Genomic DNA, 26,707 nt, shown 5'->3' with positions numbered 1-26,707 from the left:
TCAGTATACCGGGGTGTGAAAATAGAAAAAACCCCAAATGGGGTCACTTTTATAAAGTGTCTACCATTTGGGGTTCAGTTCAAGGGGAGGGGAGGTTTTTATATCGCGAAGCCTGCTGGATTCGGCGAGAGCAATTCTGAGCTGCCGGGAAATTCGTTACAAGTTGCCATTTCGCCGATTAAGATGAAAGATGGGGGTAATTGGGGAGAAACCCACAGGAGAAAGGCTTTATCCACAGCAGTGGAAAAAGGGGTGTGTTTTTGCAATACAGTTGTATTAAATAAAAACGAACGGAAAAATTTATTTAATACAACTGTACTAAATAAATTGAAAATTACTATTATTCTGATACAATGAATTTATGCCGAAACTTACCGATCGACCTAAACAGAAACAATTAATTGCAGAAGCTGCTTGGAGAGTCATTCTTGAGAAAGGAGTGCAAAAAACATCAGCCAGAAATATTGCAAAGGAGGCCGGATTATCTTTAGGTGCATTAAGGTATTATTTTGATTCTCAGGACGATTTGTTGGATTACGCTGACCGGCTGGTCCATGCCAGGCTAGCAGAAAAAATCGATGAAATTTTTCAGGACGATCTACAGCCGAAAACCAAAATCTCTAAAGTGTTGCTTTGCCTGCTTCCTGCAGGAGGAGAGCAGGGAATGGAAGCAAAAGTCAGGGTAAGCATGAAATTTGCAACAGTAAAACAAGCCGGTTCAGCTGCTGCCGTCCAGGATGCAGCCTTTTCAGCTGCAAAAAATATCGTATCTTATCTGGCCCTCTTGAACCTTCTTGAAAAAGAAGCGGATCTAGCCCTCGAGACGGAACGTTTGTATTCGCTCATTAACGGATTGGCGGTCGATTTATTGCTTCATCCCGAAACGACGGAAGAAAAGAAAACGGAAAACCTAGTTATGTATCATTTGAATTCCATATGTATCGAAAAATTTGGTGAAGTCGAATAAACACTTCTCCATCATATCAAATATGGAGAAAGGCAGGAACCGTTTTCCGCAAATTTTTATATGAATATTGTTCTCGAAAAGACAGGAAGACATAGAAAAAGAAGCGCTTTTTCTTTTGAAAAAGCGCTTCTTTTTTAATTTGCAGCAAATGCATAAATATTCATTATTACTTTAGTGTACATAATAAAATTATATTTTAATTCCTTATTTAAAGTTTCTGTAGACGACTGGAAGCAAGAAGCAAACCGGAGTGGAAGGAAGCGAAGATTTTTGCAAAAAAAAACCGTTGTTCCTTCATAGGAACAACGGTTTCTGTAAGATCAATAGCTTAATGCTTTTTCATATAACCAGCGCTTGAGATTTCCGACTGAATTGAAGGAGATGGCTTCACCGGTAGCAGGATGTTCTGCTCTAACTACAACGTCAGACTCGTTTGAGATAAATGCCCAGCCTTCTTCCATAAGCGTGCGTGTCATCTTGATCACCATGCTCGAGCCTTTGATCGTTTCCATATTCATATTCGTCATCTCCTTCGAAGTTGTATTTTAATTATATAAAATTATAGCTTGTTCTAGCAATTATTATGTTTACAGCTTTATTCCTGAATTGGCTCTTTTTTAAACGTAAATAGCTTAAAGAAAACCGTACGCGTCAAAAAAATTTTAAAAGTTCGTTTATGAAGATAATCGCAATAAAAAACCGGGAGAGAACCTGGTGTTCATACTGTTATTGGGATTGCTCGAGCAAATCCATCATAGCGCGTCTTTCCAATTCAATTTCCTCGGCAGTACGGAAGTCGAGCCTCCGGAGGGCTGCGAAAGCTGGGGACCATCCGAAAGCTGATTGTTGGGCCATAAAGACGCCGGCCATCCCCGCAGCTAAGCCCCATTTTTTATCAGACTTGGCTGAAAGGAAAGCTGAAGCCGCAGCCAGGGTTGTAAGGCCAGTTTTCAGCGTTTTTTCAATATCCCATTCTTTTTCGAGGCGTTCAATGCGTTCTCGGATCGCCTCTTGATCCTGTTGTTTAAAATAACCGACATTCGCTTCGATTTGGCGTTCAATGCGCTGGTTGATTTCATCAGGTGAATTAACGAGTGCGGAAGAGCTCTCTTCTGGCAAGATGTTTTTCAGTTCGGACATGTAATTTCCTCGCTTTCGTTTTGGTTCCTTCCATAGTATTCCGCATACATGGAAAGATAAACATGATGGACAGAAATCAGAATTCGCCACAACTATCAGAAATATTGAACAATAGCTGTTTATGTTTTGAAGATAAAGGGAATATTCTACTAGCAATCATTATTTTTGCTGCAAAAAATTTGAAAGGAGAATGGTATATGAACAATGATGTGACTTTGGCGTTCAGGGATATGTGGTACAGCGTCGTGAACTTTATTCCGAACATCCTTGGCGCACTTTTGCTGCTGCTGGTAGCATGGGTCGTCGCTACGCTTGTAAGGCTGCTGTTCCAGAAAGTTTTGAAGAAAGCTGGAGCAGACCGCGGCATGGTGAAAGCCCATATGGCGAAGACAGTGGAGGACGCGGACAATAAACTGGATGCGATAGGGAAAATCTTCTATTATCTAATTTTCATCCTGTTTCTGCCGAGTGTCTTCGAACAGCTGAACATGGGAGCGGTAGCCAGACCGATTTCGAATATGATGGACAAGCTGCTGGCATTCCTGCCGAATCTCTTTATGGCAGCCATCATTCTGGTTTTGGGTTATTTTGTCGCAAAATTTGTCAAGAACCTGGTCGCTACATTATTGAGCACGCTTGATATCGACCGTTGGTTCAATAAACTGACAAACCGCACCGGAACCACGAAGACGATGTCAGCATCAGATAAGAACACACTTGCTAATGTTTTGGCGAATGTTGCATTTGTGCTTGTTCTGATTCCAATCGTCACAGTGGCGCTCGAAACATTGAATATTGATTCGATTTCACGCCCGATTACTTCAATGTTGAACCAAGTGTTGAACATGATCCCGAATATTTTCGTAGCGATCATCTTGATTATTGTAGGCGTCATGATTGCAAAATTCATCGGGGACCTTCTGGTCAGCCTGTTGAAAGGGACCGGCCTCGACAATATTTCAAGTGCGCTTAATTCGGGCCAACGCCCGAATATGCCGAGATTTGACCTAGCGAAAATCATCGGCAAAACTGTACAAGTTCTGATTATCGTTTTCTTCACGGTAGAAGCGCTCAATGTATTGAATCTTGAAGTGCTGAACAGTATCGGCTCAGCAGTTATCAGCTATCTGCCGCTTGTCCTCAGTGGATTGATCATCTTGGGGCTAGGGATTATCGGTGCGAATATGCTCGGAAATTACCTGCTGCGTTCCACTGGTAACCGCATGTTGAGCGGCATCGTGAAATATGCCATTATCATCTTGGCTGTGTTCATGACGCTCGACCAGCTCAATTTTGCTACAAGCATCGTCAATCTAGCATTCTTGTTCATCGTTGCCGGCTTGGCAGTAGCATTCGCGATTGCATTCGGTATCGGCGGACGCGATGTAGCCAAACGCCAATTGGAAAAGTTTGAAGCAAAAGCAGAAGCCGAAGAGAAGAAGCCTTCCGATCCGACGGAAGGAAATTTCTAAAAAGCTGACCGGTCATGGATCCTGCAGGAAATACCTGCAGGATCTATTTTTTTTGCCCTTTCTCTTCAATTATTACAATAATGTTCTTAATTGGAAATGAATCACTGTTCACCTCCCGACCCTTGGAAGTGGGAAACATACGCTCGGGGTCAAAGGGCATGCAAAAGCAAAAAAGATATTCTTACATAATAATATTGATGATATGAAATGATTAGAAATTTATTTTTTTTATTATTTATTTACTTTTTGTAGCACTTGGAGTAGCCTATAAGTAGGTGTAAATGATATATTTTCGCCAATTATATCATGGTATAGTCATTTTGAATCAGGAACATTATTATTCGAAGTTTAACTGATTAATATGGTTCCACAATACATTTTGCTTTTCAATGTTAGGCAAAAAAAGAGCAGAGCTGCCAGATCGCCAACCAGGGAATTTCCACGCCCGTTGCTGCTATAGGCTGTTTCTCTCCAAGCTGCTGAACCTTGGATTTCAGGAAGGAATGGATTTCATGGTTTTCAACATAGATGCATTTAAAGAAGCGGCTTTACAAGTTGCAGCATTTCTCGATGCGGAAGTCGATTCGGTTTCTGGGAAATGCATCGTTAAGCGCCCTAGGAGATTCAAAGTGCTCGACCACGGAGAGGTACGGAACTGTAAAGGGGATTTTGAAGTCAGTTTCAGTGCCTATCGGCAAGACGGGGTTTCGCTCAATCAAGCAGCTATCTGCTTGATGCCGGAGGAATATGATCTGTTTATCCGGACGATTATGGGGCACGCACTTCCGCTTCCCATCCATTACACGCAGCGTTTGACTACCGATTTCAACATTTATTGTTTGAATTTCGAGTCATTCGAACCGCCCGGACATTTCGCCGAACGGTTGGCTGCCGCTTTGAAAGCAATAGATCATTGAATGCTGGTGCGCCTTCAACAGACTTCCGGATTTTAGAAAGTAAGCACATGCTTATAGACAAAAACTAAGGGGGGATTAGTAGATGCAGGAAAAACAATGCTTGAATGAAGGCTCGGTGAACTATTACTTTTTAAGGTCGAAAGATGTCCATGAGGAAGATGGAAAAGAGTTCATCACGTTATTTGCCCGCCTTACGCGTGAATTCACGTTTTACAGTCAGGACCATGTTTACAGCCAACGCCAGTCGGTCTGGGTCGATATTGATGAAGTGGCATCTGAGGATGCTCCTGCAAAGGTAAAAGAACTGCCCAATACCATTCAGACTTTCACTGTACAAGAGAAGGTGTTTGAGGAATTGGTGGAAGCTTCGAAACAATGTCCGAAGGAATTGTATTTCGTAACGCCGATGCATGATCGAAACGGGATGAAGTAGGGCAAATTGAATAAGATGGAGCGAACGGAAAAGGGAAGTGCCCTTCATAAAAAAGGTGGTGCTTGAACGATGAGAATTTTCTTTACAATGGCTTCAATTTTCTTATTTTTGATGGGCGCCATTCCCTTGGCATTGGCCTCTCTTCACTGGAACAACCAGCCGCTTTTTGCGTTTTTGGAGGTTAATCCTTATTTCCCGTGCATCCTGGGTGGACTGGGTATCTTTTGCGGCTGCCTGGGGAAAACGGGAGATTGCAAACTTTATTTGATCGTTATGAATACTATGAATCTGGGATTGTATTTGATCCTCATCAATTTGGTCATCAAAACTCCTTAATTCGTAGATCTCTCTGCTTGTTTCAGCCGCATGGCTCATTTTCCGCCACTTTAAGTGGTCTTTTTTTTTGCTTTTTTATGGTTGTGGCTTCGCTTGGGGCTGTAATTGGGTATACAACATTTATAGTTAATGATGAAGATGGGAGAGCATGTATGGATTTATTGATGACGATTTTATTGCTTCTTTTAATATTGCTCATTTCCAATATCGTGAGCCATTATACGCCGTTTATCCCGACGGCTTTAATCCAGGTTGCGCTAGGGGTACTGGCGGCTTTTTTGTTTGATGATATTTCACTTGATATTGAGACAGAATGGTTCTTGCTGCTGTTCATCGCTCCGCTTTTGTATAATGACGGCAGGAATTTCCCGAGGGAGGAATTGTGGCGCATGCGCTGGCCGATTCTTGGGAATGCGGTCATCCTGGTGCTGATTACAACAGTAGCCGGCGGTTATTTTATCCACTGGCTCATCGAGGATATCCCGCTGGCAGCCGCTTTTGCGCTGGCAGCTATCCTTTCGCCTACCGATCCGGTGGCGGTCAATGGCATCGCCAAGCGGATCCACCTGCCCCAAAAAGTCCTGAACCTTGTAAGAGGGGAGTCGCTGATCAATGATGCTTCCGGACTGGTTGCATTCAACTACGCCGTAGCTGCGGTGGTGACCGGCTACTTTTCCTGGCAGGAAGCTGCTCTTGATTTTTCGTTCAAATTTGCAGCCGGCGCCATACTTGGACTGGTTCTGGGCTTGTTGGTCATAGGCATCCGTTTTGTCCTGCGCAGGCAAGGCATCAGCGATGTCAGCTTCCAAGCCCTCCTTTCGGTTTTGACGCCATTCATCATTTTTATCATCACGGAAGAGCTGCTCCATGCGTCAGGCGTCATTGCTGTCGTGGTTGCCGGCATCATCCATTCGTTGGTGCGTGAACGGACAGAAACATTGGTTGCCGAAGAGCAGGTGTTGACTGAAAATATCTGGACGATTATCCTGTTCATCCTGAACGGCATTGTCTTTCTGCTCCTGGGTTTAAGCATTCCTTCTTCCATCAGCGGGGTGCTTGAAAACCGGTCGATCAATGAAGGGGTGCTGTTCTCGTTTGTCCTTGCCATCGGGCTGGTCATCCTTGGCATCCGCTTTGTATGGGCTTATCTGTTTTCGGCGTATGAATACCATTCCGGGCATATGGCCAGCGAGGAAAAACCGGATTTGCGCACGGCTTTGATGGTCAGCCTGACCGGTGTCAGAGGGACGGTGACGATGGTCGGTATTTTATCCCTTCCTTATTTGTTGGAGAACGGAGATGCCTTTCCGAACCGTTCGTTATTGCTGTTTCTTGCAGCGGGCACAATTCTCTTCACTTTGATTCTGGCTACCGTTCTGCTGCCGATCCTCAGCAAAGGAGAAATGCCGGAACCCGGCACTGGGAAATTAACGACCGAAGATGCGAGAAGAAAAATTTTGCTGAAATCAATTTCTACTTTAAAACAAAAGATGAGCGAAGATAACGAAGTCGCCGCTTATGAACTCATCGATGAATATACGGTCCGGCTGCAGCAGATCGAACCCCACACACAGCAGTTGAAAAAGGGAACCAAGACATTGCAGGACAAGCTGCGGGAAATCCGGCTGATTGCACTGGATGAAGAGCGGGCATACTTGAACCGGGTGAATGAATCGCCTGGCATGACCCAGGAAGTTTACGAAGCGTTCGAAAAATCGCTGGACCGGAGGGAAGAAGCGGTTTCCCGGAGCATCCGCTCGATGATGGTCTATATGCAAGGGAAGCTGATCCGGGCGTACAAACGGATGAGAGGCCAGTATATCAAGGACGAGGAAACCCGCCTCGTCCAACTGGAGGAAGCCCAGGAAATCCAGATCGGCGCGCTGAAAGCGGCACTGGAAAAGCTCGAAGACATTGCAGCGGACAAAGAACGCAAAGATTATGTCCAAGCCGTCATTACTGATTACAAACAGATGATCAGCGGCGTGCAGCGCCCTGAATTACATTTTAATGAGGAATTCGAATTGGAGAAAGAAGAGCTTCGCCTCATTGTCATGGATAAGGGACGTTCAGAGATCTATAAGATGTATGAAGCTGGCGACATCAACAGGGAACAGGCAAAGGAATTGCGGAGATATGTAAACCACATTGAAAGCGTTACTCTTTATGAGAGGGAAGAGTAGAAGGCATAAATTTCATAGACAAAAAGAAGCATCCGGTAATTCCGGATGCTTCTTTTTTATTCATTCAGCTCGATGCCGAATTCGGTTTTTAGAACGTGGATCTTTTCTTCATCCGTCAACTCGGTTTTCTCTTTCTTGCCGTTTTCAGAGCGGGTGAGCTGATGGCCGGATAAGGTGATGCGGCCGTTTTCAGTCGCGCGGGTAACCAGGTCGTCATGGGTAAACGTTGATTTCTCCGACACCTGATTGAAGACGCACCCTTCATGAAAGTCGGCCAGCTGTTTTTCTGCGGTGCTGAACCGGTACAAGATACGCTCCTTGCCGTCTTCTTCCCGGATCAAATCATAAAATATCTCATCATGCGGCTCGATTTTATAAGTGCCGCTATGGTCGGTATGGCGTTCTCCGCCAAGCGGGATCGGGCTGATGGTTGAATCGCCGAAACCGACATCCATGAGGTAGGGGGCATCTAGTTCTACAAGAATGGCGGCGTGGGTATCCGCCTTCGCAGCAGTGCCATCCGGCTTCATGACGGTTGCTGAAATCAGTTTGGCGTCAAAGCCGAGTTCTTGCAACAGCCAGTGGAACAAGCCGTTGAGCTCGTAACAATAGCCGCCGCGGTGATGGTTGACGATTTTTTCATAAATCGTCTCGAGATTCAGGTAGATGGGTACTTTCCGGATTACGTCCAGGTTTTCAAACGGAACATGCTGCATATGCAGCGATTGCAGATGTGCCAGGTCCTGAAGAAAAAGCTCTTCTACCGGATATGCATTGAAACGCTTTAAATAAGCAGTTGTGTCCATCATCAAAATTCATTCCTTTCAATCAAGTGCTGCTGTTTCCATACTACCATGGTGATGTGAAAAAGCTTTTTTCGGCATCACGTAAGTTTAGCGGAGGGCGCCGTGCGGCAGGATGGCATGGACCCCTTTGACGCCATTCACCACTTGAGTGATGTGGAGGTCGGCGGCCACACTCGACAGTGCGGCCGCTTCTGTTTTGCTGATGCCGTAAGAGTGCTGAATCAGTTGGACCATGTCCTCCAATGCGACAGCTGCCGCTTCGTTCAAGTCTTCATGGAAGCCGAATGTGACCCAGCCGGCTGGCGTATGGGCGCGCGGCATGGAAAGATGCCAATCCTCATGCAGGATGACAGTCACATCGGCAAGGTCCATGGGACATTCGATGGCGGTACCCGAGCTTTCGCCGTCCCCTTGAAGTGCATGGCCGTCACCAATCGACAGCAGCGCACCATCGACTTCGATGGGAAGGAACAAACTGCTGCCTCTTACCAGCTCCTTGCAGTCGATATTGCCTCCGGTGCGGCGGGGAGGCCGTGTTGAATGAGGACCTGCTTCTTCGGGAGCCAAGCCGATGAGCCCGAGAAACGGAGAGAGGCCGACGCGGAATTCTGTGTCGCCGATTGTGCAGCTGCCACTCATTTTGTCCGCGTCAAGCATCCAGTCTAGCTGGACCCGTTCGCTTTCGAGTAGACCCAGTTTTTCATTTTGCCAGCTGGGCAGTTTGCCGGCCCAATTGGTTCCGTACCATCCCGGAACAACTTGATTGGTCCTGATTTCAAGCACCATGCCCGCTTTTGCCCCTTCGACCGCGATCGGGCCAATCATCGGATGGACTTTTTCAGGTTCTTTTTCCCGGGAAGCGAACACGGTTTTCGGTTCGCCCTTCTGTGCTGAATAGCCCCATTGGATGTCTGGCGTGGTCAAATGTAGCGTGTCGCCGGACCGGATGGTTAGGATCGGTTTGTAACCCTTGCTGAAAGAAGAGTGCAGGTTTTGGTCTTTTAACGCTATTTTATGTATCATGCAATTTACTCCTTCCGGTCTATGGTGGCGGACTATTTAAGTAGTACCCGATTCTCATTATATCAATCTCCAAGCGGCTTCGCCCGGGTACTTGATTTTTCAAATCCCGTATAACCGGAATGTGGGGGCGGCTTTCTGCGGCGCCGGTCCTCTGCACTTTTCTTGGGCAGACCTGCTTAACTTCTTAAAGTTAGGGTATAAAAAAATATAGCAAGAAAAGAAAATGACTTTGATGCAGAGTGGAGGACGAAGAATATGCAAAGAATGAACAGAGGAATCATCACATCATTATCGGCGATTGGGGTTGCCCAAGCGCTAAAAATTGTTACACATAAAAAATTGACCGGAAACTGGGATCTGAAGCAGGCGTTTACAACTGGCGGCATGCCGAGCTCCCACTCGGCGGGCGTGTCCGCACTCGCTTCCTATGTGGCAGCCAACAAAGGGACAGGCCATACGGAGACGGCGCTCGCTGTAATATTCGGCACGATTGTGATGTACGACGCGCAGGGAATCCGCCGGCATACCGGTGAAATTGCACATTTGGTGAACGACCTCGAAGACAGTTTTGTCTCCCTGTCCGGTGATTTCCCAAGCCTGGAGTTTGAGAAGCGCGACAAAGAATTGAAAGAGCTTCTGGGCCACCAGCCAATTGAAGTCCTCGGAGGAGCGATTTTCGGAACGGCCCTAGGGTTAATCTCTGCGAAGATTGAGAACGATGAACGGCGTCAAAAACGAAAAGCGCGCAAACTGAACGGCACACCTTACCGATTGGAACAGCCGAAAAGGCTCCAACGAAAACAACGCACACTAAATTAAAACTCAACGCAGAAATGAAAAAAACCAGTGCAGATTATCCTGCACTGGTTTTTGAATGGGAATTTTTCGTCAAGGGGAATGATTATGTTTGTTCTGTTCTCCGAATGGCAGCCGCACCTGATGAATTTTGTTCAACAGGGAGTAGAGCAATGCAAGCACGGCAAACATCAGGAGTGTCAAATACCAAGGGAGATTGGTGATTACATCACCGAATCCCGTATAGAGGATTGACGGCAAAAGCACTCCAAGCAAAGCATAGTACATATATTCCTTGAAGTTTTTGGTCATTTCCATCAGGTAGAAGGAAAGAAGGTGGAAATGGACGAATGGCATGATCCGCAAGATCATCACTTGCGCAATCGACAGGTTCCGGTCCGGCAATAATTTATTCTTCAACTTGTTCATCTTTGCTTCGAATTTCGGCATGTGCCGAATGATGAGATAAAAAATCAAGTTCATCGAACCCAGGCCGATGAAATTATAAAGTGCACCTTGCCAAAAGCCGAACAGCACCCCGCCTGCAATACAGACAACGATCACCGGCAGGAAAAAAACCGGGCGCAGGATATGCAATAGGATGAAAAGCGGCGGTGCAAGCCATCCCATGCTAATAATGAACATTTCTACATCCAAAAGGAAATTCTCCATATCGATTCTCCAGTCTTTTAGGGGCAAGCCTTGCTCATTCCAGGTCTTTAACCCAGATTGCATGCGGCTGTCCGGTCCCCCAGTAATCTTCTAAGGTGATAGTTGGATTGCCCAGCTGTTTTGTCCAATATGCGCGCGAGCTGGAAAAACCGGCGTCAAGGAAAAATCGGCCGGCCGGGCTCTCTTTGGCCTTCGCAATTGCCGAACGGATCAGGAAATGCCCAACGCCTTGACGCTGGTGGTCGGGGTGGATGTAAACACAGCCGATTTCAATATCCGGTTCGGCTGCGTTTGCATGCAAAACAGCCATGGGTCCAGGCGGCAGAACGGCTATAGTTCCAAGCAGGATGCCGCCGTTTTCGGCGATGTACATGCAGGGGCCCGCATATTGCAAACTTGCAACCGCCACCCCGTTCAAACGTTCCATTTCATTTTCAAAGAGCCCCGGCTCATCAATGCCTTCGCGGCGGATCAGATCTGCCAGACAGGCTTCGAAAAGCGCTGAAGCGTTTTCCTTATCAGACTTTTTCAGCTTTCTGAATTTCATCGGGCATCTCTCCGGTTCGCTCTTCTTTCTTTTCTAAATTCTACTATATGCACTTGCATAATGCTCCTTTCGCGTCTGCCGGAGGTGCGAATGAAATCGGAATGATGTTTTTATCAGACAATAACGGGAACAAAAAAATTGTTGATTGAATTTTAGAAAGGGGTTTTACATATGTCTGCATACACAGATCTTGACAAGCAATTTATCGGGGGCGTATGGCGCGAAGGGAAGGGTTCAAAGTAAATTGAAGTGGTGAATCCGTATACCCAAGAGCAAATTGCCTCTTATAAATCCGCCGGCACCTCCGATATCGATGAAGCCTATACTCAGCGAAAAGGGTTCAGATAGAATGGGCGGCTGTAAGCGCATTCGAACGGAACCGCATAATCGAAAAAGCGGCAAGCATCATGGAGGAGCGGCGGAGCGAAATCGTCAAAGTGCTTATAGAAGACGCCGGTTCGACATTCATCAAAGCGAATGTTGAAGTCGATTTCTGCATCGCCATAACCCGGCATGCGGCATCGTTCCCGTTCCATGCCGAAGGCTCCATTACGCCTTCAATTGTACCGGGGAAACAGAACAATGTGCTGCGCAAGCCGCTTGGCGTCGTAGGGGGAATCGGGCCGTTCAATTTTTCGATGTATTTGGCGATGCGTTCGGTAGCGTCGGCTTTGGCGGTAGGGAATAGCGTCGTCCTTAAACCTGATTCCCAGAGGGACGCTCATCGCTAAAATCTTTGAAGAAGCAGGCGTTTTGCCCGGAGTGCTCAGCGTGGTGGTCCCGGACATCAGCGAAATCGGCGATGCCTTTGTCGAGCATACGATTCCGCGTATGATCTCATTTACCGGTTCAACCGGCGTCGGCCGCCATATCGGCGAACTATGCGGCCGGAATATTAAGAAAGTTGTCCTTGAGCTGGGCGGCAACAATGCATTCGTTGTCCTGGAAGATGCCGACATCGAGCGGGCAGTTAAAGGTGCGGTCTTCGGCAAATACATGCACAGCGGGTAAATTTGCATGGCTGTCAACCGCATCCTAGTACACCAGGATATCTATGAAGAATTCACGAAAAAGTACATTGAATTGGCCCAGAAAATCAAAGTAGGGGATCCACATGACGAGAAAACACTGATCGGTCCCCTGATCAACCAGAAAGCGGTCAAGCGCTTGCTCGGGGAAGTGGAGAAGGCGAAAGCGGAAGGGGCGGAAATTCTGCTTGAAGGATCAGTCGACGGCAACGTCATGACGCCTTACATCCTGAAAGGAACAAATGAGACCTCAACGGCGAAAAACGAAATGTTCGGTCCGGTCGTGACGATCATCCCGGTTGCCGATGAGGAAGAGGCATTGAGGGTAGCGAACGATACCGAATTCGGATTGAGCGGGTCGGTCCATTCGCAAGATCTTGAAAAGGCGATGGGATTTGCAGAACGCATGGAGACCGGAATGGTGCATATCAACGACCAGAGCGTCAATGATGAACCGCTTGTCGCTTTCGGCTGCGAAAAAGCTTCTGGGCTCGGCCGGTTCGGCGGCGAATGGTCGCTGGATGAATTCACCACATTCAAGTGGATTTCTATACAAGAAGAAAAACGCCAATATCCATTCTCATAAACGCCAAAAAGCCGCTTTTTATAAAGCGGCTGAGCTTGTAGACAAAAGAATAATTTTTCATGTAGATGAATAAAACTAGCGAAAGCTGTGTTGGATCCTCCACTTCAGGCGGCCGCTATCCCGCAGGAGTCGCCGCCTTCCGTTGCGGATCCTGAAGCCAGCGGCTTGTTCCTAGTAGGTCCAAGCAAAATTAGAGTCTTAATCTCATCTTTTAGTTACAGATGACGCTCCCGACCGTGCTGGCCACGGAGACTCCTGTGGGAGCAGCGAAGCGACTCGAGCTGAAGACCCTGGACTGAGCGAAGCGAGGGAAGCGGCTGAAGCCGAGCCCACGGAAAGCGAAGTGGCCAGCCCGGTCGGGCTTATACATCTTTATTCATTCAAATTAGCCTTTGTCTACAGTCTGAGCCGCTTTTTGATAAAGCGGCTTTTTTTATTTATTTCCACGGGGCTTCGACTGCACTTGCATGGGCCAATCCGGTCAGCTGCTTCCGTCGCTCAGCCAGTTGGCCGAGAGCGTCGCTGAATTCCCCGGCGGAGACGGTTGGCAATCCCGCAGCGTGCAGTTTAACAAGATCCGGAGGCGGCGGCAGTGTTCCGGCGCTGATATCCATGGTTTCCAGGTAGCTCTGTGTAGTGCGGCGCATTTCTTTAATGAGCAAGCCGTTCGGACGGTGTTCTTCAGGGATGCCGAACCGGAATACCGTTAATGCCTCATCAAGAACGATGACAGCGACCGGAACCGATTCCTGGTGCTTTTCAGCGTAATAATAATGCAGGATCGGATATGCGCTGTGCTGGGACGTGATGGTGCTGAGCTGGGAGGAGAAGCTGCTTAGCAGCAGATTGACATTATGAAAGTCGTTTCCGTCCCAGGAATCGGTGACAATTTCTTCGGCGCTGCTCCCGATGGACAAAACGCTTTCTGCAAAAGCCCTTTTCAGCGTGACGGCCCCGAGAACCGACAAGAGGTAGGTGACGCCGAGCGTGATGAACATCATGCCGGTGCCCGTTGCGATTACCGTAGCAATTTGCCAGACACCGGTAGTCGGTGCGTAATCCCCGTTGCCGAGTGTGAAAATCAAGTAGCCGGCATAGTACAGCCGCTCGACCCATGTCGCGGGGGTGCTGTCCGTTGAGTTGACTATGGCGCTTTCGTTTCCTGAAAACACGAGCGTCCATCCTGCCCACAGCAGAAAAATCCACATCAGCAATGTCGCCGACAGGATGATCGGTCCGGCTAAACTGAGGATTTTCGGATGGTCGCGGCTCCATTTGCGCATGAATGCCCAGAGGGCGCTCGATAAGCGGTCGGTCAACGGCCCGGCTCCGCCGTCGACCCACAATGTTGTCCAGATGAAATCCGCGATGGCTGCTATCACCAGCACGATGCCGATGATTAAAAAGAACGTATTCATTTTCCGGTTCCTCCGTTCTAAAGATGTTGGCTTTTATGGTACAGAAATGGAAGGTAAATGTAAAAGGGCAGGCGTTTGCGACGGGCACCAAAATCGTGGGAATCTGTTTTTTATGTTAAAATAAGGAGAGATAAATTGAAAGGGACGTGTTGCAACTTGGACAAAATTGCACGCTCAGGCGCCCTTTTAAAAGGGTTGCCATTTTTGCCATCGAAAAAAGAAGAACGTGAATTATTCATAAAACATATCGTCATTTTAGGGGATTCTGTCGCTTACGGTTACGGAACCCGCGGTGGCATTGCCAAACATTTGAAAGAGGCGTTCCCCGGCACCACGGTCACCAATCTGGGGATCAATGGATTGACAAGCCACGGACTGATCGGTCGGCTGCAGGAAAACCGGTGGGATTCCGTGCTCCGGTCAGCGGACATGGTCCTTCTGAATATTGGCGGGAACGATCTTTTGCGCGGATTCCGCACACATGGCGCTAAAGGGCTAATCCGCCAATTTGCGGTCATGAAACGGATTTACCGGAAAAATTTATTGGCGATTTACCGCCATATCCGGGAACTGAACGAAGAGGCCATCATCGTCCAGAACAACCTCTACAATTCTATGAAAAAAAACGTCCAGTACTTCGGTTTCACGGACCTGCTGCTCCGTACCTGGAACCGGGCCATCGGAGAAGAAGGCGTCATCATTTCACGGACGGATCCGATGAACAAGAAAGAAGGGATCTGGCTGGACGACATCCACCCGAACGAAGAAGGCTATAAACTTATGCACGAACTGCTGATGCAGACCTTGGAAGGGACCGGGCTCCGCGTCAAAGTGCATGAAGGGCCGGCGCAGGCGGAACACTGAAACGGGCACATACTTACAGCCGGGCACTGCCCCCGGCTGTTTTTATTTTGGCAAAATTCAAATTGACTAATGAATTGGACTGTAATAATCTTATAATCAGCCCAAATTGGAAAGCGTGTGGTTTTTCAGGACAAGGGTGGAAAAGGGGGAGAGAACCGGCCGCCATACGGCCAATGCAGCAAGCGTTTACAAAAAAAGAATAGGGGTAGAAAAATGATTACATTTTTAGTTTCCATTGCATTATTGGTTGCTGCTTATTTTACATACGGCAAGTATATCGAAAAATTATTCGGCCCGATGGCTGACCGGAAAACGCCGGCCTACGCCAATCAGGACGGCATTGATTTTGTGCCGATGAACAAACATAAAAACTCGTTGATCCAATTGCTGAACATTGCCGGCACCGGACCGATTTTCGGGCCGATCATGGGAGCGCTTTACGGCCCGGTCGCATTTTTATGGATCGTCATCGGCTGTATCTTTGCAGGGGCAGTGCACGATTACCTGACGGGCATGATTTCAATCCGCAACAAGGGCGCTCATATTCCGGAGCTTGCCGGCAAGTTTCTTGGCGCGGCTTCGAAGCACGTCGTCAACTTCTTTGCATTGTTGCTGTTGCTGCTTGTCGGTACCGTCTTCGTAACGACGCCGGCGTCGCTCCTTGCGATCCTGCTTGACGGAAAAGTGGCTGTGGGCATTTTGATCGCTGTTATTTTCGTTTATTACTTCTTGTCGACGATCTTGCCGATCGATAAAATTATCGGCCGCCTTTATCCGTATTTCGGAGCCGTTCTGCTGATCGGAACGATCGGGGTCGGTGGCGCATTGTTGTTCTCCGAATATAAAATTCCCGAATTGAATCTGGTGAATATGCACCCGGCGAATCTGCCGATCTTCCCGATGCTGTTCTTCACCATTACTTGCGGGGCATTGTCCGGGTTCCATGCGACGCAATCGCCGATCATTTCGCGGACTACCCAGAACGAATCACAAGGCCGCTACATCTTCTATGGCATGATGATTGCTGAAGGGATCATCGCGATGATCTGGGCAGCAGCAGCCATGAGCATTTTTGATGGCCAGACATTGAGCACCATCATCAATTCCGGAACGCCTTCTGCTGTCGTCAACGAAGTGTCCATGACGCTCCTTGGTGCTGTGGGCGGTACCATCGCGGTACTTGGCGCCATCGTTTTGCCGATCACGTCCGGCGATACCGCCTTCCGTGCTGCGCGATCCATCATCGCGGATTACATCAAAATGGATCAGCAAAAGGTCGCAAAACGCCTGTTGATCGCTGTTCCTTTGTTCGCTGTGTCCCTGGTGCTGACCCAAATCGATTTCAATTTGCTGTGGAGATATTTCTCTTGGGCTAACCAGGCAACCGCAGCAATCGCTCTTTGGATCGCTACGATGTACCTGTACATCCAAGGCAAAAATTACCTGGTGTCCTTGGCGCCGGCTATCTTCATCACGTATATGGTTTTCGTCTACATCCTTAACCAGAAGATTGGCTTCAACCTCGATCTTGATGTGTCATTTATCATCGGTTTGATCTTGACGGTCATCCTTGTCGGGATGTTCTTCGCCAAAGCGCACAAGAACCGTGCAGACGATGTGGAAACCGTCGTCGCCGTAGAGCAATAAGAAAAAAGCGGACTCACTCGAGTCCGCTTTTTGTTTTGGCTGGATGTATTACGGAACGGTTCAACTCCAGCCGGATGCGGGAAATGTGCTTTTCCATCAGCCGTGCTGCAAGGCCGGCATTGCCTGAGGCGATGGCCAGGAAGATCTCCTGGTGTTCTTCGTACGTATCCTTATGGCGGTTGGTGTCGACAAACCGGTGGCGCCGCGTCGCACGGATGTTGTCTTCCATGCGCTTGGCAAGTGTGCCCATCATGTCGATCAACAAGCGGTTCTTCGCAGCGCGCGCTACTTGAAGGTGGAAATCGAGATCTGCAAGCACTCCGGCTTCAGGATCGTCAAAAGCCTCTGGCATCCGGTCAAGCGCTCCCTGGATCGCTTCTAAATTTTCAGGGGTCGCCCGCTGCGCTGCCAGCGAAGCGGCTTCAACTTCGAAGGCCCTGCGCAGTTCGAGCATCTCATGAATGAAAAGTGTTTCGGCATCATCGAAGTAGGAGGACAGCACACGGCTCAGTTTCGCATGTTCTGACGCGGCGATAAAACTTCCGCCTCCTCGCCGTATTTCGATTGCGCCGTTCATTTCCATAACTTTCAACGCTTCGCGGACGGAAGTGCGGCTGACGCCGAACAGCGCTGCCAGATCCCGTTCAGCAGGCAGGCGGTCGCCCGGCTGCAAGCGGTTTTCGAGCAAGTATACTTCGATCTGTTCCACGACAAGTTCATACGTTTTTTTCTTCGGATTCTCCATGCAATCTCTCCTAGCTGCCAGGAACTTTGCTTTCACCATACCAATTCTAAAAAAAATAAGCAATGTCTGAAAATTTTGCATTGAAAGTTTCAGATTATTATGTATAATGAACTCTATTGGTTGGACCAATTTAAATGTCAATAATGATTCCCTAACGAGAATGGAGCGAACAAACATGGCAGTCGACAATCTGGAAACCATTCACCAAGCTTTGCGCGAACACCTGAAAGAAGATCAAATTTCCGTCAACGAAACGGTGCGGGAACTGCACGGCCGCGATGAATCGTACCATTCGATGAAATTGCCGGACATCGTCGTTTTCCCGGAGACTGCGGCTCAAGTGGCTGCTGTGATGAAAGTATCGAAGCAGTTCCAAATGCCTGTCGTGCCGTTCGGCCTCGGTTCGAGCCTGGAAGGGCATGTGATTCCTCAAAGCGGGGGGATTACCATCGATTTTTCATTGATGAACAAGGTCCTGGCCGTTAATGAAGAGGATTTCCTGGTCAAGGTGCAGCCGGGCGTCACGCGTACGCAGCTGAATAAGGAATTGAAGAAATACGGTTTGTTCTTCACGGTCGACCCGGGAGCGGATGCCACACTCGGCGGCATGGTTGCAACCAATGCCAGCGGAACCACTTCCGTCAAGTACGGCGTCATGCGAGATCAAGTGAGGGACCTTGAAGTCGTCCTCGCAGACGGCACCATTATCCATACCGGCAGCATGGCGGCCAAATCCTCATCCGGCCTCCATTTGAACGGCCTTTTCACCGGTTCGGAAGGGACGCTCGGGTGTTTCACTGAAATGACGCTGCGCGTCTATGGCATTCCCGAGCATATCACAGCAGCCCGTGCATCGTTTCCGTCAGTCAAGGATGCCGTCGAAGCGGTCGTGTCCATCCTCCAGGCAGGCATTCCGATTGCCCGTGTGGAGCTCGTGGACGAACAGTCGGTGCGCCAGGCCAATCTGTTCAGCGACACGGCCTATCTTGAAAAGCCGACGCTGTTTATGGAATTCCATGGCAATGAAGCCGGATTGAAGCAGGATGTCGAATTCATGCAGGAAATCGTCCAAGGCCATGGCTGTGAAGAATTGGCTTTTGAAACGGATACCGCAGGCCGCAATCGGCTGTGGGAAGCGCGGCACAACTTGGCCTATGCTTATATCCACGGATATCCGGGCAAAAAAATGATGGTAACTGATGTCTGTCTGCCGATCTCAGAGCTTGCCGGGGCTGTCGGGCATGCCAGGGACAATCTCTTGGCGCTCGGCTTGCCCGGCGGCATCGTCGGCCATGTCGGGGACGGCAATTTCCATGCCCTCATCATGATGGATATGAACGATCCAGTCGAAGTGGCAAAAGCGCAGGAATTCAATGAACGTATTGTGCTGTATGCGCTAGAACGCGGCGGAACATGCACCGGCGAACACGGGGTCGGCCTCGGCAAGCAGAAATACCAGGAGCGGGAGCACGGCGCAGCGTTGGCAGTCATGGAGAAAATCAAGCGGGCGCTGGATCCCGACAATTTATTGAATCCGCATAAAAACATCAAAACAGAAGCGAAGGAGGCAATAGAATGAAGATGCTCGAATCATTAAGTTTATTTGCAGGAAAGTATTTCGCAGTTTGGGTCATCTTGATTGCATTGCTTGCGTTTTTTATCCCGGAAGCGTTTCTCGGTTTCGGCAGCTACATCACAATTCTGCTCGGAGTCGTTATGTTCGGCATGGGGCTGACGCTGAAGCCTGTTGATTTTAAAATTGTGCTGACCCGGCCGCTGCCGGTCGTCATCGGCGTTGCCGCACAGTTTTTGATTATGCCTTTTGCGGCATTCGCCATCGCTTATCTGTTGAAACTTCCGCCTGAATTGGCGGCAGGTCTCGTACTCCTTGGCTGCGTGCCGGGCGGAACCGCTTCGAATGTTATGGTCTATTTGGCAAAAGGGAATCTGGCACTTTCAGTTGCCATGACGTCACTGTCGACACTGATGGCCCCGATCATGACGCCTTTGTTGCTGCTCCTGTTGGCTGGGCAATGGCTGCCGGTCGATCCGTTGGCCATGTTCCAGTCAATCATCCAAGTCATCATCATTCCGATTGCGCTCGGTTTCCTCGTACAGCGCTTTTTCCCTGGAGTGGTCAAAAAAGGCATCACGATTGTGCCGCTGATTTCTGTAGCAGCCATCCTGATCATCGTTTCGGCCGTGACGGCTGCGAATGCGCAAAACGTTATCAGTTCTGGATTCATCGTCTTCTTGGCTGTGTTCCTGCATAATGGATTCGGTTTGCTGCTCGGCTATTTGACTGCAATGGCGATGGGCCTTTCCGAAAACGACCGACGGGCCATTTCACTGGAAGTCGGCATGCAGAACTCCGGCCTCGGCGTCGCCTTGGCAACAGCCCACTTCAGCCCGCTCGCAGCATTGCCGAGCGTATGGGGGGCAATCTGGCACAATATCTCAGGGCCGATTCTTGCGACGGTTTGGTCGAAAAAGCCGACAACCGGGACGCAAGCGGTGCACACTGCGCGGACTGGCTCTGTGCCTGCGGGCATCAAAGCCGGAAAGTGACGTTTGATTCGCCGAATATGACAAGAAAGCCTGCATGGTGTCTGCACACCGTGCAGGCTTTTCTGTGCAGCTGCGGCAGTTCGCGCTATACTGGTAAAGCTAAGCGACTTTACAATAAAAGCGAGAAGGACGGGAATTTTTTGAACCGATTGATGCCAAGAGGCGAATATCTTTACACATATGCCTATACAGAAGATGAGAAAGAACTTTGCGGCTTGGAGACGCGGTCGTTTTTCGGAGCCGGCCATACCGGCAAAATCATAAAAAGCAAGACAGCGGTCGATCCGGACCGAAGCCCCTTCATGAAAGAGCGGATCGATATCCTTTTCGAGGAAGAAGGGCTGGAAGAGATTGTTGACCGGGCGTCTGCTATCTCGATGGAAGGGCAGACGTTCAAAGTCATCTTCGTCAAAATCAACGGCGAACCGGAAGCGGAAAAGACCTTATATGATGAGAAACGGGCTGTGGAATCCCGGATCGGCAAGGTGATCCAAGGGAAAGCCGACATGCAGAAACCCGACATCGTATTCGGCTTGCTCCCGTACGAGGGACGCTGGTATTTCGGACGTTACCAGCTGGCGGAGCCGGTGTGGTTCAGGCATCAGAAAAAACCCAAGCAATATTCCACCGCTTTAAGCACGCGGGTTGCAAGGGTAGTGGCCAATATCGCCGCACCAGAAATTGAAGGCGTTCGGGCAATCGATCCATGCTGCGGCATCGGTACGGTTTTGGTGGAAGGTTTGTCAATGGGGATCGACATAGTCGGCAGGGATGTGAACCCGCTCGTCGTCGTCGGTTCAAGGGAGAATATTGCACATTTCGGATTGTCGGGAGAAGTGGTGCATGGGCCGATCGCTGAAGCAACCGGCCAATTTGATGTCGCGATCATCGATATGCCTTATAATCTTTACACCAGTGCAACGCCTGCAGACCAGCTGTCGATTTTGTCGCATGCGCACCGGATCGCTGAAAAACTGATCGTCGTCACACTGGATAACCTGGATAGCATGATCGCAGAGGCAGGATATGCCATAACGGACCGATGCATCGCTAAAAAAGCCGGATTTTCACGGGAAGTCGTCGTCTGCCATAGGGCACAATAAATCCGAATTAAAAAGAGGCGCTGATGCGCCTCTTTTTTTATTTTGTTTCTACAGGGCTCAGCAGAAAAACTGAATAGCTGATGTCTTCATCGAAATTCCAATCCACGAACATTTCGGCTACATTACGCCCTAATACCGTCTCAATCGGCACTTCGCTCATCACTTTGTGTTCAAGCGGCCGTTTGGCAAGTTTCAACTCTTCCACAAAACCGTTCTGGATCAATTCCTTTTCAATGCGCACTAAAATTTCCGAACGTTTGACGAGGATGGTCCGGTCATTCAACCAGAACGATTCTGTTTTGCCGGGGGTCTTTTCCGCTTTGAAGCTTGCCGCATCGATCGTTTCTTCAAATGCCTTCTGATCGACTTCCTTTGGCCATTTCAATGTGTCCGCTGCAGGTTCTTCATTCAAAACGGCGATGATCATGCCGGTTTTATTTTCCAGATCCCAGTCGGCATAGATTTCTTTGACCTCCAGTTCGGCAATCTTCCAAAATGCGAGAATGATTTCGGAACGCAGGTCGTTCATCATCAAATCCCGTGTCTGCAGAACGCGCTGAAATTCCTTTTGCTTCACGAGAATGGCTTCCATGGGTGCGAGGAAACCGCGGAAGTGGATGGTAATATAAGGGCGCTTGATGCTGACATAGACCGAAGTCGGCCCTTTTCCGAAGTTCGATCGGAGCAGCGTTGAAACATAGCTGCTGATTTCTGAATGCAACGTCTTTTCTTGCGGCAAATAAAGCCCTCCTTGGGTAGCAATATGTAATTTTGATTTCTATCAATTATATACATAGCAACAAGCATAGTGAAACCCATAAGCTGCCAGGTTAAATAAAGCCCTCCTTACCGTTCATGCTGCTTCCAGACTTCAGGCAGCATGCCGGTTATCTCATGGGCGAGCATCGTATGAGCAGAGCGGGTGCGGACCCATTCATCGGCGCAGGCGCCGTGGAGGTAAACGGCATTCAATACAGCATGGTGCCAGTCGTCATGGCAGCATAGCATGCCGAGCAGCATGCCGGTCAGCGTATCGCCGGTTCCGCCTTTTCCAAGCGCAGAGTTGCCCGTCGGATTTTTCCATATCTCGCCGTCCGGAAAGGCGATCAGCGTTTCATGATCTTTCAAAACGATTGCAGTGCCCCATTCCCGGGCCGACGCCTGTAGCAACGGGATGCGGTTTTCAGCAAGTTCTTCTTTGGATACACCGGTGATCCGGGCGAATTCACGCAGGTGCGGCGTCAGGATCGTCGGAGAAGCGCGTCTTGGATACCCCCGTTTGGACAGCGCACCGGCATCGAGCACGACCGAATGGCCGGATGCCAGCAATGCCGCGACTGCTTTTTCCGTCGTTTCATTCGGCGGTAGGCCGGGGCCTGCTGCGCAAGCGCGGTAAGGATTAAGGTCAAGAGAGTGTGCGGCGGTTTTTTGGACTCCGTCGCGGATATAGGTGGCTTCCGGGAGAAGCGCGACAATAGTGGCTGCCACTTCCGGAGCCGTAGCGATTTCCAATTTGCCTATACCGGAACGCATGGCTGCCAGCGCCGCAAGCAGTGCCGCTCCTGGCATGTCGCGTGTGCCGGCGAGAAGCAGGCCAGTTCCGAACGTTCCTTTATGGCCGTCCTCTTGCCGGATGGGTAGGGTGGCTTTGACATGATCCCTGGTCCAGAATGGAATTTCAGCGTTCCTCGCACTCATGGCCATCCCTCCAATTCGTCTATTCATTTGCCTCGGCGGCAATGAATGGTAGAATATTCTTATTATTCATTATTACATAATAAAGGGGTTTGGTGAATGGTTGAGCAGTTGAACGGACGCATCTTCATTATTGACGGTTTCGATTTAGGCATTGCAGAACGCACGGGGACATATGTCATTGATGAAAAGGAACTGACGCTGATCGATACGGGAGCTAGCCCGTCTGTCCCGCACATCAAGAAAGGACTAAGCGAGCTGGGGTATTCGCTTGAACAGGTGAAAAACATCATCGTGACGCATATCCATTTGGACCATGCAGGCGGGACGGGCTTGTTGCTCCGGGAGTGCCCGAACGCCAAAGTGGTCGTCCATCCGAAGGGTGCGCGGCATCTTGCAGACCCTAGCCGGCTGATTGCGGGTGCTAAGGCGATCTACGGTGATAAATTCGCTGACTTGTTCGATCCGATTGTGCCGATTCCGAATGAACGCATCCTTGTTAAAGGAGAAGGCGACACATTGGAAATCGGCTCGGAATGCACTTTGGAATTCTGGGACACACCAGGCCACGCGAAGCATCATTTCGGTATTTACGACCCTGTCAGCAACGGCATGTTTGCCGGTGATACTGTCGGCATCCGCTATCCTCAACTGATAGCGGAGGGCATACCTTTTTTCTTGCCTTCGACGTCTCCGAACCAGTTTGATCCGCAAGCGATGCAGCAGGCGATCGACCGTTTTCAGGCAGCCAATTTTGATGCCATCTATTACGGGCATTACAGCATGGAGAAAGAACCCAAAGAAGCGCTTCGGCAAGTTGCGGAATGGCTGGTGATATTCGTGGAAGAAGCGGAAGAAGCCTTCAAAAAAAGCCAAGGGCCGTCAGGGCTGGCCCTGCGATTGCAGGAGCAGGTCCGTGATTATTTGCGTACAAAAGGCGTGCCGGACAGCCATGAAGTCTACAACATGATCAAGCTCGACACGGAAGTGAGCGCAATGGGCTTGTTCGATTACCTAGCAGGACGGTAAAGGGTGCAGCAGTACGGATATATCAAACCGGCAACAGTACCCTCCTGTTGCCGGTTTTGCTTTGTGGTATCCCATTAAAATAGGTGCGGGGTGGATTGAATATGCTCTGTGAAAGCTTGTGAGGCGCTGAAAGGACATTTATTTTTAATGGGGATTGAAGTTTTCCGAATCGGGTATTTAGTTCAATAAGCATTTCCAAAGGAGGAAACAAACAATGGCAGATAAAAGCGCCGAGAAGTTTTTCCGTGAAATGAACGTTGCTTTCGTGATCGGGGACGTTGATTTCCTGTCGCGCCACCTTGCTGAGGATGTCGTTTGGGACCGTGAAGGAAGAGATACAATCGAAGGGAAACAGGCATTCCTGGCACATGTCGAAGAAATGGACGTCAAGGACGATGTAGAAATGACCATCGATGAAATCGATATTAATGGATCGGAGTCGGCAGTTTCCGGAAAAATGATTGTTAAGCACAATGGCGGAAATGCAGAACAGTACGCATACCGGGATGTCTACCAAGTGGACCCAGGAAACGACCGGGTGATCAAAAAACTGGTTTCTGAAATGAAGGAACTTTCATGACAGCACCGATTTAGCCGAAAGAAAAGCGCTCAAGGATAGCCCTTGAGCGCTTTTTTGCTATCTTGATGATGCTATAGAAGCTTTTCCACGTAAGCTTTCACTTCATCAGCGGTTGCCAAAGACAGGATGGCTTCGCTATGGGCGGCCATTTCGATCTTGGACAACTGGCTGATCTGCTCGCGCGCTTTCAGGATGGACGAAGCACTCATTGAAAATTCATCCAGCCCTAGGCCAAGCAGGACAGGGATGGCGATTTCATCGCCCGCCATTTCGCCGCACATGCCGGCCCATTTGCCTTCTTTGTGGGCAGCATCGATGACCATCTTGACCAGGCGCAGGATTGCCGGATTATACGGCTGGTACAGATAAGAGACATTTTCATTCATCCGGTCTGCAGCCAGCGTATATTGGATCAAATCATTTGTCCCGATGGAGAAGAAGTCGACTTCTTTTGCAAATTGGTCAGCCATTACCGCGGTGGAGGGAATTTCCACCATGATGCCGATTTCAATAGTGGGACTGAAAGGAATCCCTTCTTCAGCCAGCTTTGTCTGTTCTTCAAGGAACAGCGCTTTGGCCTCCCGGAACTCTTCAAGCGTAGCAATCATCGGGAACATGATCTTCAGATTGCCGTGGACGCTTGCACGGAGGAGTGCCCGCAATTGGGTGCGGAACATGTCGGGCCGTTCCAGGCACAACCGGATGGCGCGAAGGCCAAGGAACGGATTCTGCTCTTTCGGCAGGTCCAGATAGGAAAGTTCCTTGTCCCCGCCGATGTCGAGCGTCCGCACGACCGTGGGTTTGCCGCCCATCGCCTTCAGGACAGCCGAATAGGCTTCAGTCTGTTCCTGTTCTGTCGGAAAATCATCGCTTCCCATATAAAGGAATTCTGTACGGTACAATCCAACGGCTTCTGCGCCATTTTCGACTGCACCGGCAGCGTCTTTCGGCGATCCGATATTTGCAGCCAGTTCGACAGAAATCCCGTCGGAAGTGACGGTCGGTTCATTTTTCAATTTGGCCCATATTTCTTTTTGCGTTCGGAAAGCCGCTTGTTTCGCCTCATACCGCTTTACCGTTTCGTCATCCGGTTCAATGATGACCGAACCTTCGAGCCCATCCACGATGATCAATGAACCGTTTGCAACACTTTCCATCGCTTTTTTCGTGCCGACGACAGCCGGAATTTCAAGCGTCCGCGCCAAAATGGCTGAATGCGACGTACGTCCGCCGATATCCGTGATAAAACCTTTAACATATTGCGGATTCAATTGAACCGTATCGGAAGGCGTCAAATCTTCTGCGATAATGACGACTTCTTCCCGGATAAAGCTCGGGTCCGGAATGGAGACGCCAAGCAGGTGGGCAGTCACGCGCTTGGTCACATCGCGGATATCCGCCGCGCGTTCTTTCATATAATCGTTTTCCATCGCTTCGAACATGGCGATGAACCCGTCCGCCGTTTCTTTCAGGGCGTATTCGGCATTGACGAGTTCCGATTCGATTTTTTCGTTGACCGGTCCAACAAGTTCCGGATCATTCAGGACCAGAAGATGTGCTCCGAAAATCGCTGCTTCTTTATCGCTGATCCCTTGTGCAGTGGCTTTTTGGATTGCCTCGAGTTCAGAGACGGCCTCCGCGCGCGCAGCAGCGAAACGTTCGATTTCCTTGCCGGCATTGCCAACGGTCTTTTTAGCGGTGTCCAACACGGGTGTTTCTAGTCTGAACGCTCTGGCAATCGCTATTCCATCTGATGCCGCAATCCCGGATAGGGTAGACGTCATTGGTTGGAGAGCCCCTGAGCTGCCATAACTTCAGTGATGGTTTCGATTGCCTGTTCTTCGTCTTCACCATTTGCGGCAATGGTTACTGTCGAACCGGAAGACACTCCGAGTGACATGACGCCAAGGATCGATTTCAGATTGACGGTTTTGCCGTTAAACTCCATCGTAATGTCCGATTTGAACTTGCCAAGCGCGCCTACGAGTGCGGATGCCGGACGTGCGTGGATGCCTGCTTCGTCCGTGATAGTGAATTGTTTTTCTGTCATGTCAATTTCCTCCTAGTGTTTTGATTGATATTGGATGAGTCTTAATTCGTTCACGACGGCTTTTGGATGAAAAATAAAACCTTTTGAATGAATTTGACTGCTT

At 49.2% G+C, this 26,707-nt stretch carries 27 protein-coding genes and 1 pseudogene; 15 read left to right on the top strand and 13 right to left on the bottom strand.

Annotation, left to right across the window (positions count from 1 at the left end; translation table 11 throughout):
* Both ACFSDB_RS15400 and ACFSDB_RS15395 read left to right on the top strand, forming a co-directional pair.
* The coding region (locus tag ACFSDB_RS15400) for a hypothetical protein (protein WP_377340521.1) at nucleotides 1–357 on the top strand (357 nt) is incomplete at its 5' end.
* A 4-nt stretch (nucleotides 358–361) separates the two neighbouring features.
* Nucleotides 362–967, top strand: a complete 606-nt coding sequence (locus ACFSDB_RS15395; RefSeq protein WP_204890667.1) for a TetR/AcrR family transcriptional regulator — start codon at nucleotides 362–364, stop codon at nucleotides 965–967.
* A gap of 320 nt (nucleotides 968–1,287) precedes the next feature.
* Here the strand turns inward: ACFSDB_RS15395 and ACFSDB_RS15390 are convergent, their stop codons facing one another.
* Nucleotides 1,288–1,485 carry a hypothetical protein gene (locus tag ACFSDB_RS15390; RefSeq protein WP_204890701.1) on the bottom strand — a complete coding sequence of 66 codons (198 nt, stop codon included), beginning with the start codon at nucleotides 1,483–1,485 and terminating at the stop codon, nucleotides 1,288–1,290.
* A 208-nt stretch (nucleotides 1,486–1,693) separates the two neighbouring features.
* Nucleotides 1,694–2,107, bottom strand: coding sequence for a DUF2892 domain-containing protein (locus ACFSDB_RS15385; protein ID WP_204890666.1), 414 nt, complete (start codon nucleotides 2,105–2,107; stop codon nucleotides 1,694–1,696).
* A 197-nt stretch (nucleotides 2,108–2,304) separates the two neighbouring features.
* Here ACFSDB_RS15385 and ACFSDB_RS15380 point away from each other — a divergent pair, with 197 nt between their 5' ends.
* The 3 genes from ACFSDB_RS15380 to ACFSDB_RS15370 all read left to right on the top strand — a co-directional run bounded on the left by ACFSDB_RS15380 (nucleotide 2,305) and on the right by ACFSDB_RS15370 (nucleotide 4,929).
* Nucleotides 2,305–3,579, top strand: coding sequence for a mechanosensitive ion channel (locus tag ACFSDB_RS15380; protein ID WP_204890665.1), 1,275 nt, complete (start codon nucleotides 2,305–2,307; stop codon nucleotides 3,577–3,579).
* 512 nt (nucleotides 3,580–4,091) lie between these two features.
* Nucleotides 4,092–4,496, top strand: coding sequence for a hypothetical protein (locus ACFSDB_RS15375; protein ID WP_204890664.1), 405 nt, complete (start codon nucleotides 4,092–4,094; stop codon nucleotides 4,494–4,496).
* A gap of 82 nt (nucleotides 4,497–4,578) precedes the next feature.
* Nucleotides 4,579–4,929 carry a hypothetical protein gene (locus ACFSDB_RS15370; protein WP_204890663.1) on the top strand — a complete coding sequence of 117 codons (351 nt, stop codon included), beginning with the start codon at nucleotides 4,579–4,581 and terminating at the stop codon, nucleotides 4,927–4,929.
* 102 nt (nucleotides 4,930–5,031) lie between these two features.
* On the opposite strand, the gene ACFSDB_RS15365 is transcribed toward ACFSDB_RS15370, so the two are convergent.
* Nucleotides 5,032–5,304, bottom strand: coding sequence for a hypothetical protein (locus ACFSDB_RS15365; RefSeq protein WP_204890662.1), 273 nt, complete (start codon nucleotides 5,302–5,304; stop codon nucleotides 5,032–5,034).
* Nucleotides 5,305–5,417: 113 nt separating this feature from the next.
* Between ACFSDB_RS15365 and ACFSDB_RS15360 the strand changes: the two genes are divergently transcribed.
* Nucleotides 5,418–7,448 (top strand): Na+/H+ antiporter, encoded by a 2,031-nt coding sequence (locus ACFSDB_RS15360; RefSeq protein ID WP_204890661.1) that lies wholly within the window; start codon nucleotides 5,418–5,420, stop codon nucleotides 7,446–7,448.
* A 56-nt stretch (nucleotides 7,449–7,504) separates the two neighbouring features.
* Here the strand turns inward: ACFSDB_RS15360 and ACFSDB_RS15355 are convergent, their stop codons facing one another.
* On the bottom strand, nucleotides 7,505–8,257 hold the full coding sequence (locus tag ACFSDB_RS15355) for an arylamine N-acetyltransferase family protein (protein WP_377340516.1): 753 nt from the start codon (nucleotides 8,255–8,257) through the stop codon (nucleotides 7,505–7,507).
* 84 nt (nucleotides 8,258–8,341) lie between these two features.
* On the bottom strand, nucleotides 8,342–9,277 hold the full coding sequence (locus ACFSDB_RS15350; protein ID WP_204890660.1) for an acetamidase/formamidase family protein: 936 nt from the start codon (nucleotides 9,275–9,277) through the stop codon (nucleotides 8,342–8,344).
* Between the two features lie 255 nt (nucleotides 9,278–9,532).
* Between ACFSDB_RS15350 and ACFSDB_RS15345 the strand changes: the two genes are divergently transcribed.
* Nucleotides 9,533–10,096: a divergent PAP2 family protein gene (locus ACFSDB_RS15345; RefSeq protein WP_204890659.1), complete on the top strand. Its 564-nt coding sequence runs from the start codon at nucleotides 9,533–9,535 to the stop codon at nucleotides 10,094–10,096.
* A gap of 69 nt (nucleotides 10,097–10,165) precedes the next feature.
* Here ACFSDB_RS15345 and ACFSDB_RS15340 read toward each other — a convergent pair whose 3' ends face one another.
* Both ACFSDB_RS15340 and ACFSDB_RS15335 read right to left on the bottom strand, forming a co-directional pair.
* The gene (locus ACFSDB_RS15340; RefSeq protein ID WP_204890658.1) at nucleotides 10,166–10,744 is read right to left on the bottom strand and encodes a TVP38/TMEM64 family protein; all 579 of its coding nucleotides are present in this window, start codon (nucleotides 10,742–10,744) and stop codon (nucleotides 10,166–10,168) included.
* A gap of 34 nt (nucleotides 10,745–10,778) precedes the next feature.
* Nucleotides 10,779–11,291, bottom strand: coding sequence for a GNAT family N-acetyltransferase (locus ACFSDB_RS15335; protein WP_204890657.1), 513 nt, complete (start codon nucleotides 11,289–11,291; stop codon nucleotides 10,779–10,781).
* 171 nt (nucleotides 11,292–11,462) lie between these two features.
* Between ACFSDB_RS15335 and ACFSDB_RS15330 the strand changes: the two are divergent.
* Nucleotides 11,463–12,905 (top strand): annotated as a pseudogene (locus ACFSDB_RS15330) (aldehyde dehydrogenase family protein).
* A gap of 437 nt (nucleotides 12,906–13,342) precedes the next feature.
* Here ACFSDB_RS15330 and ACFSDB_RS15325 read toward each other — a convergent pair.
* The gene (locus ACFSDB_RS15325; protein ID WP_204890656.1) at nucleotides 13,343–14,323 is read right to left on the bottom strand and encodes a two pore domain potassium channel family protein; all 981 of its coding nucleotides are present in this window, start codon (nucleotides 14,321–14,323) and stop codon (nucleotides 13,343–13,345) included.
* A 156-nt stretch (nucleotides 14,324–14,479) separates the two neighbouring features.
* On the opposite strand from ACFSDB_RS15325, the gene ACFSDB_RS15320 reads away from it, so the two are divergent.
* A complete protein-coding gene (locus ACFSDB_RS15320) occupies nucleotides 14,480–15,187 on the top strand; it encodes a GDSL-type esterase/lipase family protein (protein WP_204890655.1) in 708 nt (235 codons plus the stop codon).
* A gap of 213 nt (nucleotides 15,188–15,400) precedes the next feature.
* On the top strand, nucleotides 15,401–16,834 hold the full coding sequence (locus ACFSDB_RS15315) for a carbon starvation CstA family protein (protein WP_204890654.1): 1,434 nt from the start codon (nucleotides 15,401–15,403) through the stop codon (nucleotides 16,832–16,834).
* A 13-nt stretch (nucleotides 16,835–16,847) separates the two neighbouring features.
* On the opposite strand, the gene ACFSDB_RS15310 is transcribed toward ACFSDB_RS15315, so the two are convergent.
* Nucleotides 16,848–17,579, bottom strand: a complete 732-nt coding sequence (locus ACFSDB_RS15310; protein ID WP_204890653.1) for a FadR/GntR family transcriptional regulator — start codon at nucleotides 17,577–17,579, stop codon at nucleotides 16,848–16,850.
* A gap of 175 nt (nucleotides 17,580–17,754) precedes the next feature.
* Here ACFSDB_RS15310 and ACFSDB_RS15305 point away from each other — a divergent pair, with 175 nt between their 5' ends.
* The 3 genes from ACFSDB_RS15305 (at nucleotide 17,755) to ACFSDB_RS15295 (ending at nucleotide 21,250) form a co-directional block, all read left to right on the top strand.
* Nucleotides 17,755–19,158, top strand: coding sequence for an FAD-binding oxidoreductase (locus tag ACFSDB_RS15305; RefSeq protein ID WP_204890652.1), 1,404 nt, complete (start codon nucleotides 17,755–17,757; stop codon nucleotides 19,156–19,158).
* The gene (locus ACFSDB_RS15300; protein ID WP_204890651.1) at nucleotides 19,155–20,147 is read left to right on the top strand and encodes a bile acid:sodium symporter family protein; all 993 of its coding nucleotides are present in this window, start codon (nucleotides 19,155–19,157) and stop codon (nucleotides 20,145–20,147) included. Before ACFSDB_RS15305 ends, ACFSDB_RS15300 begins: the two co-directional genes overlap by 4 nt.
* Before the next feature lie 140 nt (nucleotides 20,148–20,287).
* A complete protein-coding gene (locus ACFSDB_RS15295; RefSeq protein ID WP_377340509.1) occupies nucleotides 20,288–21,250 on the top strand; it encodes a TRM11 family SAM-dependent methyltransferase in 963 nt (320 codons plus the stop codon).
* A gap of 37 nt (nucleotides 21,251–21,287) precedes the next feature.
* Here ACFSDB_RS15295 and ACFSDB_RS15290 read toward each other — a convergent pair whose 3' ends face one another.
* Together ACFSDB_RS15290 and ACFSDB_RS15285 are read right to left on the bottom strand one after the other, a co-directional pair.
* Nucleotides 21,288–21,989, bottom strand: coding sequence for a Na-translocating system protein MpsC family protein (locus ACFSDB_RS15290; RefSeq protein WP_204890650.1), 702 nt, complete (start codon nucleotides 21,987–21,989; stop codon nucleotides 21,288–21,290).
* Between the two features lie 107 nt (nucleotides 21,990–22,096).
* Nucleotides 22,097–22,948 carry an NAD(P)H-hydrate dehydratase gene (locus ACFSDB_RS15285; RefSeq protein ID WP_204890649.1) on the bottom strand — a complete coding sequence of 284 codons (852 nt, stop codon included), beginning with the start codon at nucleotides 22,946–22,948 and terminating at the stop codon, nucleotides 22,097–22,099.
* Nucleotides 22,949–23,044: 96 nt separating this feature from the next.
* Here ACFSDB_RS15285 and ACFSDB_RS15280 point away from each other — a divergent pair, with 96 nt between their 5' ends.
* Together ACFSDB_RS15280 and ACFSDB_RS15275 are read left to right on the top strand one after the other, a co-directional pair.
* Nucleotides 23,045–23,974, top strand: coding sequence for an MBL fold metallo-hydrolase (locus tag ACFSDB_RS15280; protein WP_204890648.1), 930 nt, complete (start codon nucleotides 23,045–23,047; stop codon nucleotides 23,972–23,974).
* A 214-nt stretch (nucleotides 23,975–24,188) separates the two neighbouring features.
* On the top strand, nucleotides 24,189–24,554 hold the full coding sequence (locus ACFSDB_RS15275; protein WP_204890647.1) for a nuclear transport factor 2 family protein: 366 nt from the start codon (nucleotides 24,189–24,191) through the stop codon (nucleotides 24,552–24,554).
* Between the two features lie 71 nt (nucleotides 24,555–24,625).
* On the opposite strand, the gene ptsP is transcribed toward ACFSDB_RS15275, so the two are convergent.
* Both ptsP and ACFSDB_RS15265 read right to left on the bottom strand, forming a co-directional pair.
* Nucleotides 24,626–26,338 carry a phosphoenolpyruvate--protein phosphotransferase gene (ptsP, locus tag ACFSDB_RS15270; RefSeq protein WP_204890646.1) on the bottom strand — a complete coding sequence of 571 codons (1,713 nt, stop codon included), beginning with the start codon at nucleotides 26,336–26,338 and terminating at the stop codon, nucleotides 24,626–24,628.
* Nucleotides 26,335–26,604 carry a phosphocarrier protein HPr gene (locus tag ACFSDB_RS15265; RefSeq protein ID WP_204890645.1) on the bottom strand — a complete coding sequence of 90 codons (270 nt, stop codon included), beginning with the start codon at nucleotides 26,602–26,604 and terminating at the stop codon, nucleotides 26,335–26,337. The genes ptsP and ACFSDB_RS15265 overlap by 4 nt, the downstream gene beginning before the upstream one ends.
* Between the last annotated feature and the right edge of the window lie 103 nt (nucleotides 26,605–26,707).

Origin of the sequence: Planococcus chinensis (assembly GCF_042681545.1) — a bacterium.
GTDB classification, from domain to species: domain Bacteria; phylum Bacillota; class Bacilli; order Bacillales_A; family Planococcaceae; genus Planococcus; species Planococcus chinensis.
Note: the sequence above shows the minus strand (reverse complement) of the source record. Positions and strands in the feature narration are given on the sequence as shown.

Coding starts and splice junctions, on each gene's coding strand:
- ACFSDB_RS15325 (WP_204890656.1), bottom strand. CDS start 14,323: ATGAATACGTTCTTTTTAATCATCGGCATCGTGCTGGTGATAGCAGCC.
- ACFSDB_RS15280 (WP_204890648.1), top strand. CDS start 23,045: ATGGTTGAGCAGTTGAACGGACGCATCTTCATTATTGACGGTTTCGAT.
- ACFSDB_RS15335 (WP_204890657.1), bottom strand. CDS start 11,291: ATGAAATTCAGAAAGCTGAAAAAGTCTGATAAGGAAAACGCTTCAGCG.
- ACFSDB_RS15390 (WP_204890701.1), bottom strand. CDS start 1,485: ATGAATATGGAAACGATCAAAGGCTCGAGCATGGTGATCAAGATGACA.
- ACFSDB_RS15315 (WP_204890654.1), top strand. CDS start 15,401: ATGATTACATTTTTAGTTTCCATTGCATTATTGGTTGCTGCTTATTTT.
- ACFSDB_RS15265 (WP_204890645.1), bottom strand. CDS start 26,604: ATGACAGAAAAACAATTCACTATCACGGACGAAGCAGGCATCCACGCA.
- ACFSDB_RS15300 (WP_204890651.1), top strand. CDS start 19,155: ATGAAGATGCTCGAATCATTAAGTTTATTTGCAGGAAAGTATTTCGCA.
- ACFSDB_RS15340 (WP_204890658.1), bottom strand. CDS start 10,744: ATGGAGAATTTCCTTTTGGATGTAGAAATGTTCATTATTAGCATGGGA.
- ACFSDB_RS15275 (WP_204890647.1), top strand. CDS start 24,189: ATGGCAGATAAAAGCGCCGAGAAGTTTTTCCGTGAAATGAACGTTGCT.
- ptsP (WP_204890646.1), bottom strand. CDS start 26,338: ATGACGTCTACCCTATCCGGGATTGCGGCATCAGATGGAATAGCGATT.
- ACFSDB_RS15370 (WP_204890663.1), top strand. CDS start 4,579: ATGCAGGAAAAACAATGCTTGAATGAAGGCTCGGTGAACTATTACTTT.
- ACFSDB_RS15305 (WP_204890652.1), top strand. CDS start 17,755: ATGGCAGTCGACAATCTGGAAACCATTCACCAAGCTTTGCGCGAACAC.
- ACFSDB_RS15355 (WP_377340516.1), bottom strand. CDS start 8,257: ATGATGGACACAACTGCTTATTTAAAGCGTTTCAATGCATATCCGGTA.
- ACFSDB_RS15285 (WP_204890649.1), bottom strand. CDS start 22,948: ATGAGTGCGAGGAACGCTGAAATTCCATTCTGGACCAGGGATCATGTC.
- ACFSDB_RS15385 (WP_204890666.1), bottom strand. CDS start 2,107: ATGTCCGAACTGAAAAACATCTTGCCAGAAGAGAGCTCTTCCGCACTC.
- ACFSDB_RS15310 (WP_204890653.1), bottom strand. CDS start 17,579: ATGGAGAATCCGAAGAAAAAAACGTATGAACTTGTCGTGGAACAGATC.
- ACFSDB_RS15345 (WP_204890659.1), top strand. CDS start 9,533: ATGCAAAGAATGAACAGAGGAATCATCACATCATTATCGGCGATTGGG.
- ACFSDB_RS15365 (WP_204890662.1), bottom strand. CDS start 5,304: ATGAGCCATGCGGCTGAAACAAGCAGAGAGATCTACGAATTAAGGAGT.
- ACFSDB_RS15395 (WP_204890667.1), top strand. CDS start 362: ATGCCGAAACTTACCGATCGACCTAAACAGAAACAATTAATTGCAGAA.
- ACFSDB_RS15350 (WP_204890660.1), bottom strand. CDS start 9,277: ATGATACATAAAATAGCGTTAAAAGACCAAAACCTGCACTCTTCTTTC.
- ACFSDB_RS15360 (WP_204890661.1), top strand. CDS start 5,418: ATGGATTTATTGATGACGATTTTATTGCTTCTTTTAATATTGCTCATT.
- ACFSDB_RS15375 (WP_204890664.1), top strand. CDS start 4,092: ATGGTTTTCAACATAGATGCATTTAAAGAAGCGGCTTTACAAGTTGCA.
- ACFSDB_RS15380 (WP_204890665.1), top strand. CDS start 2,305: ATGAACAATGATGTGACTTTGGCGTTCAGGGATATGTGGTACAGCGTC.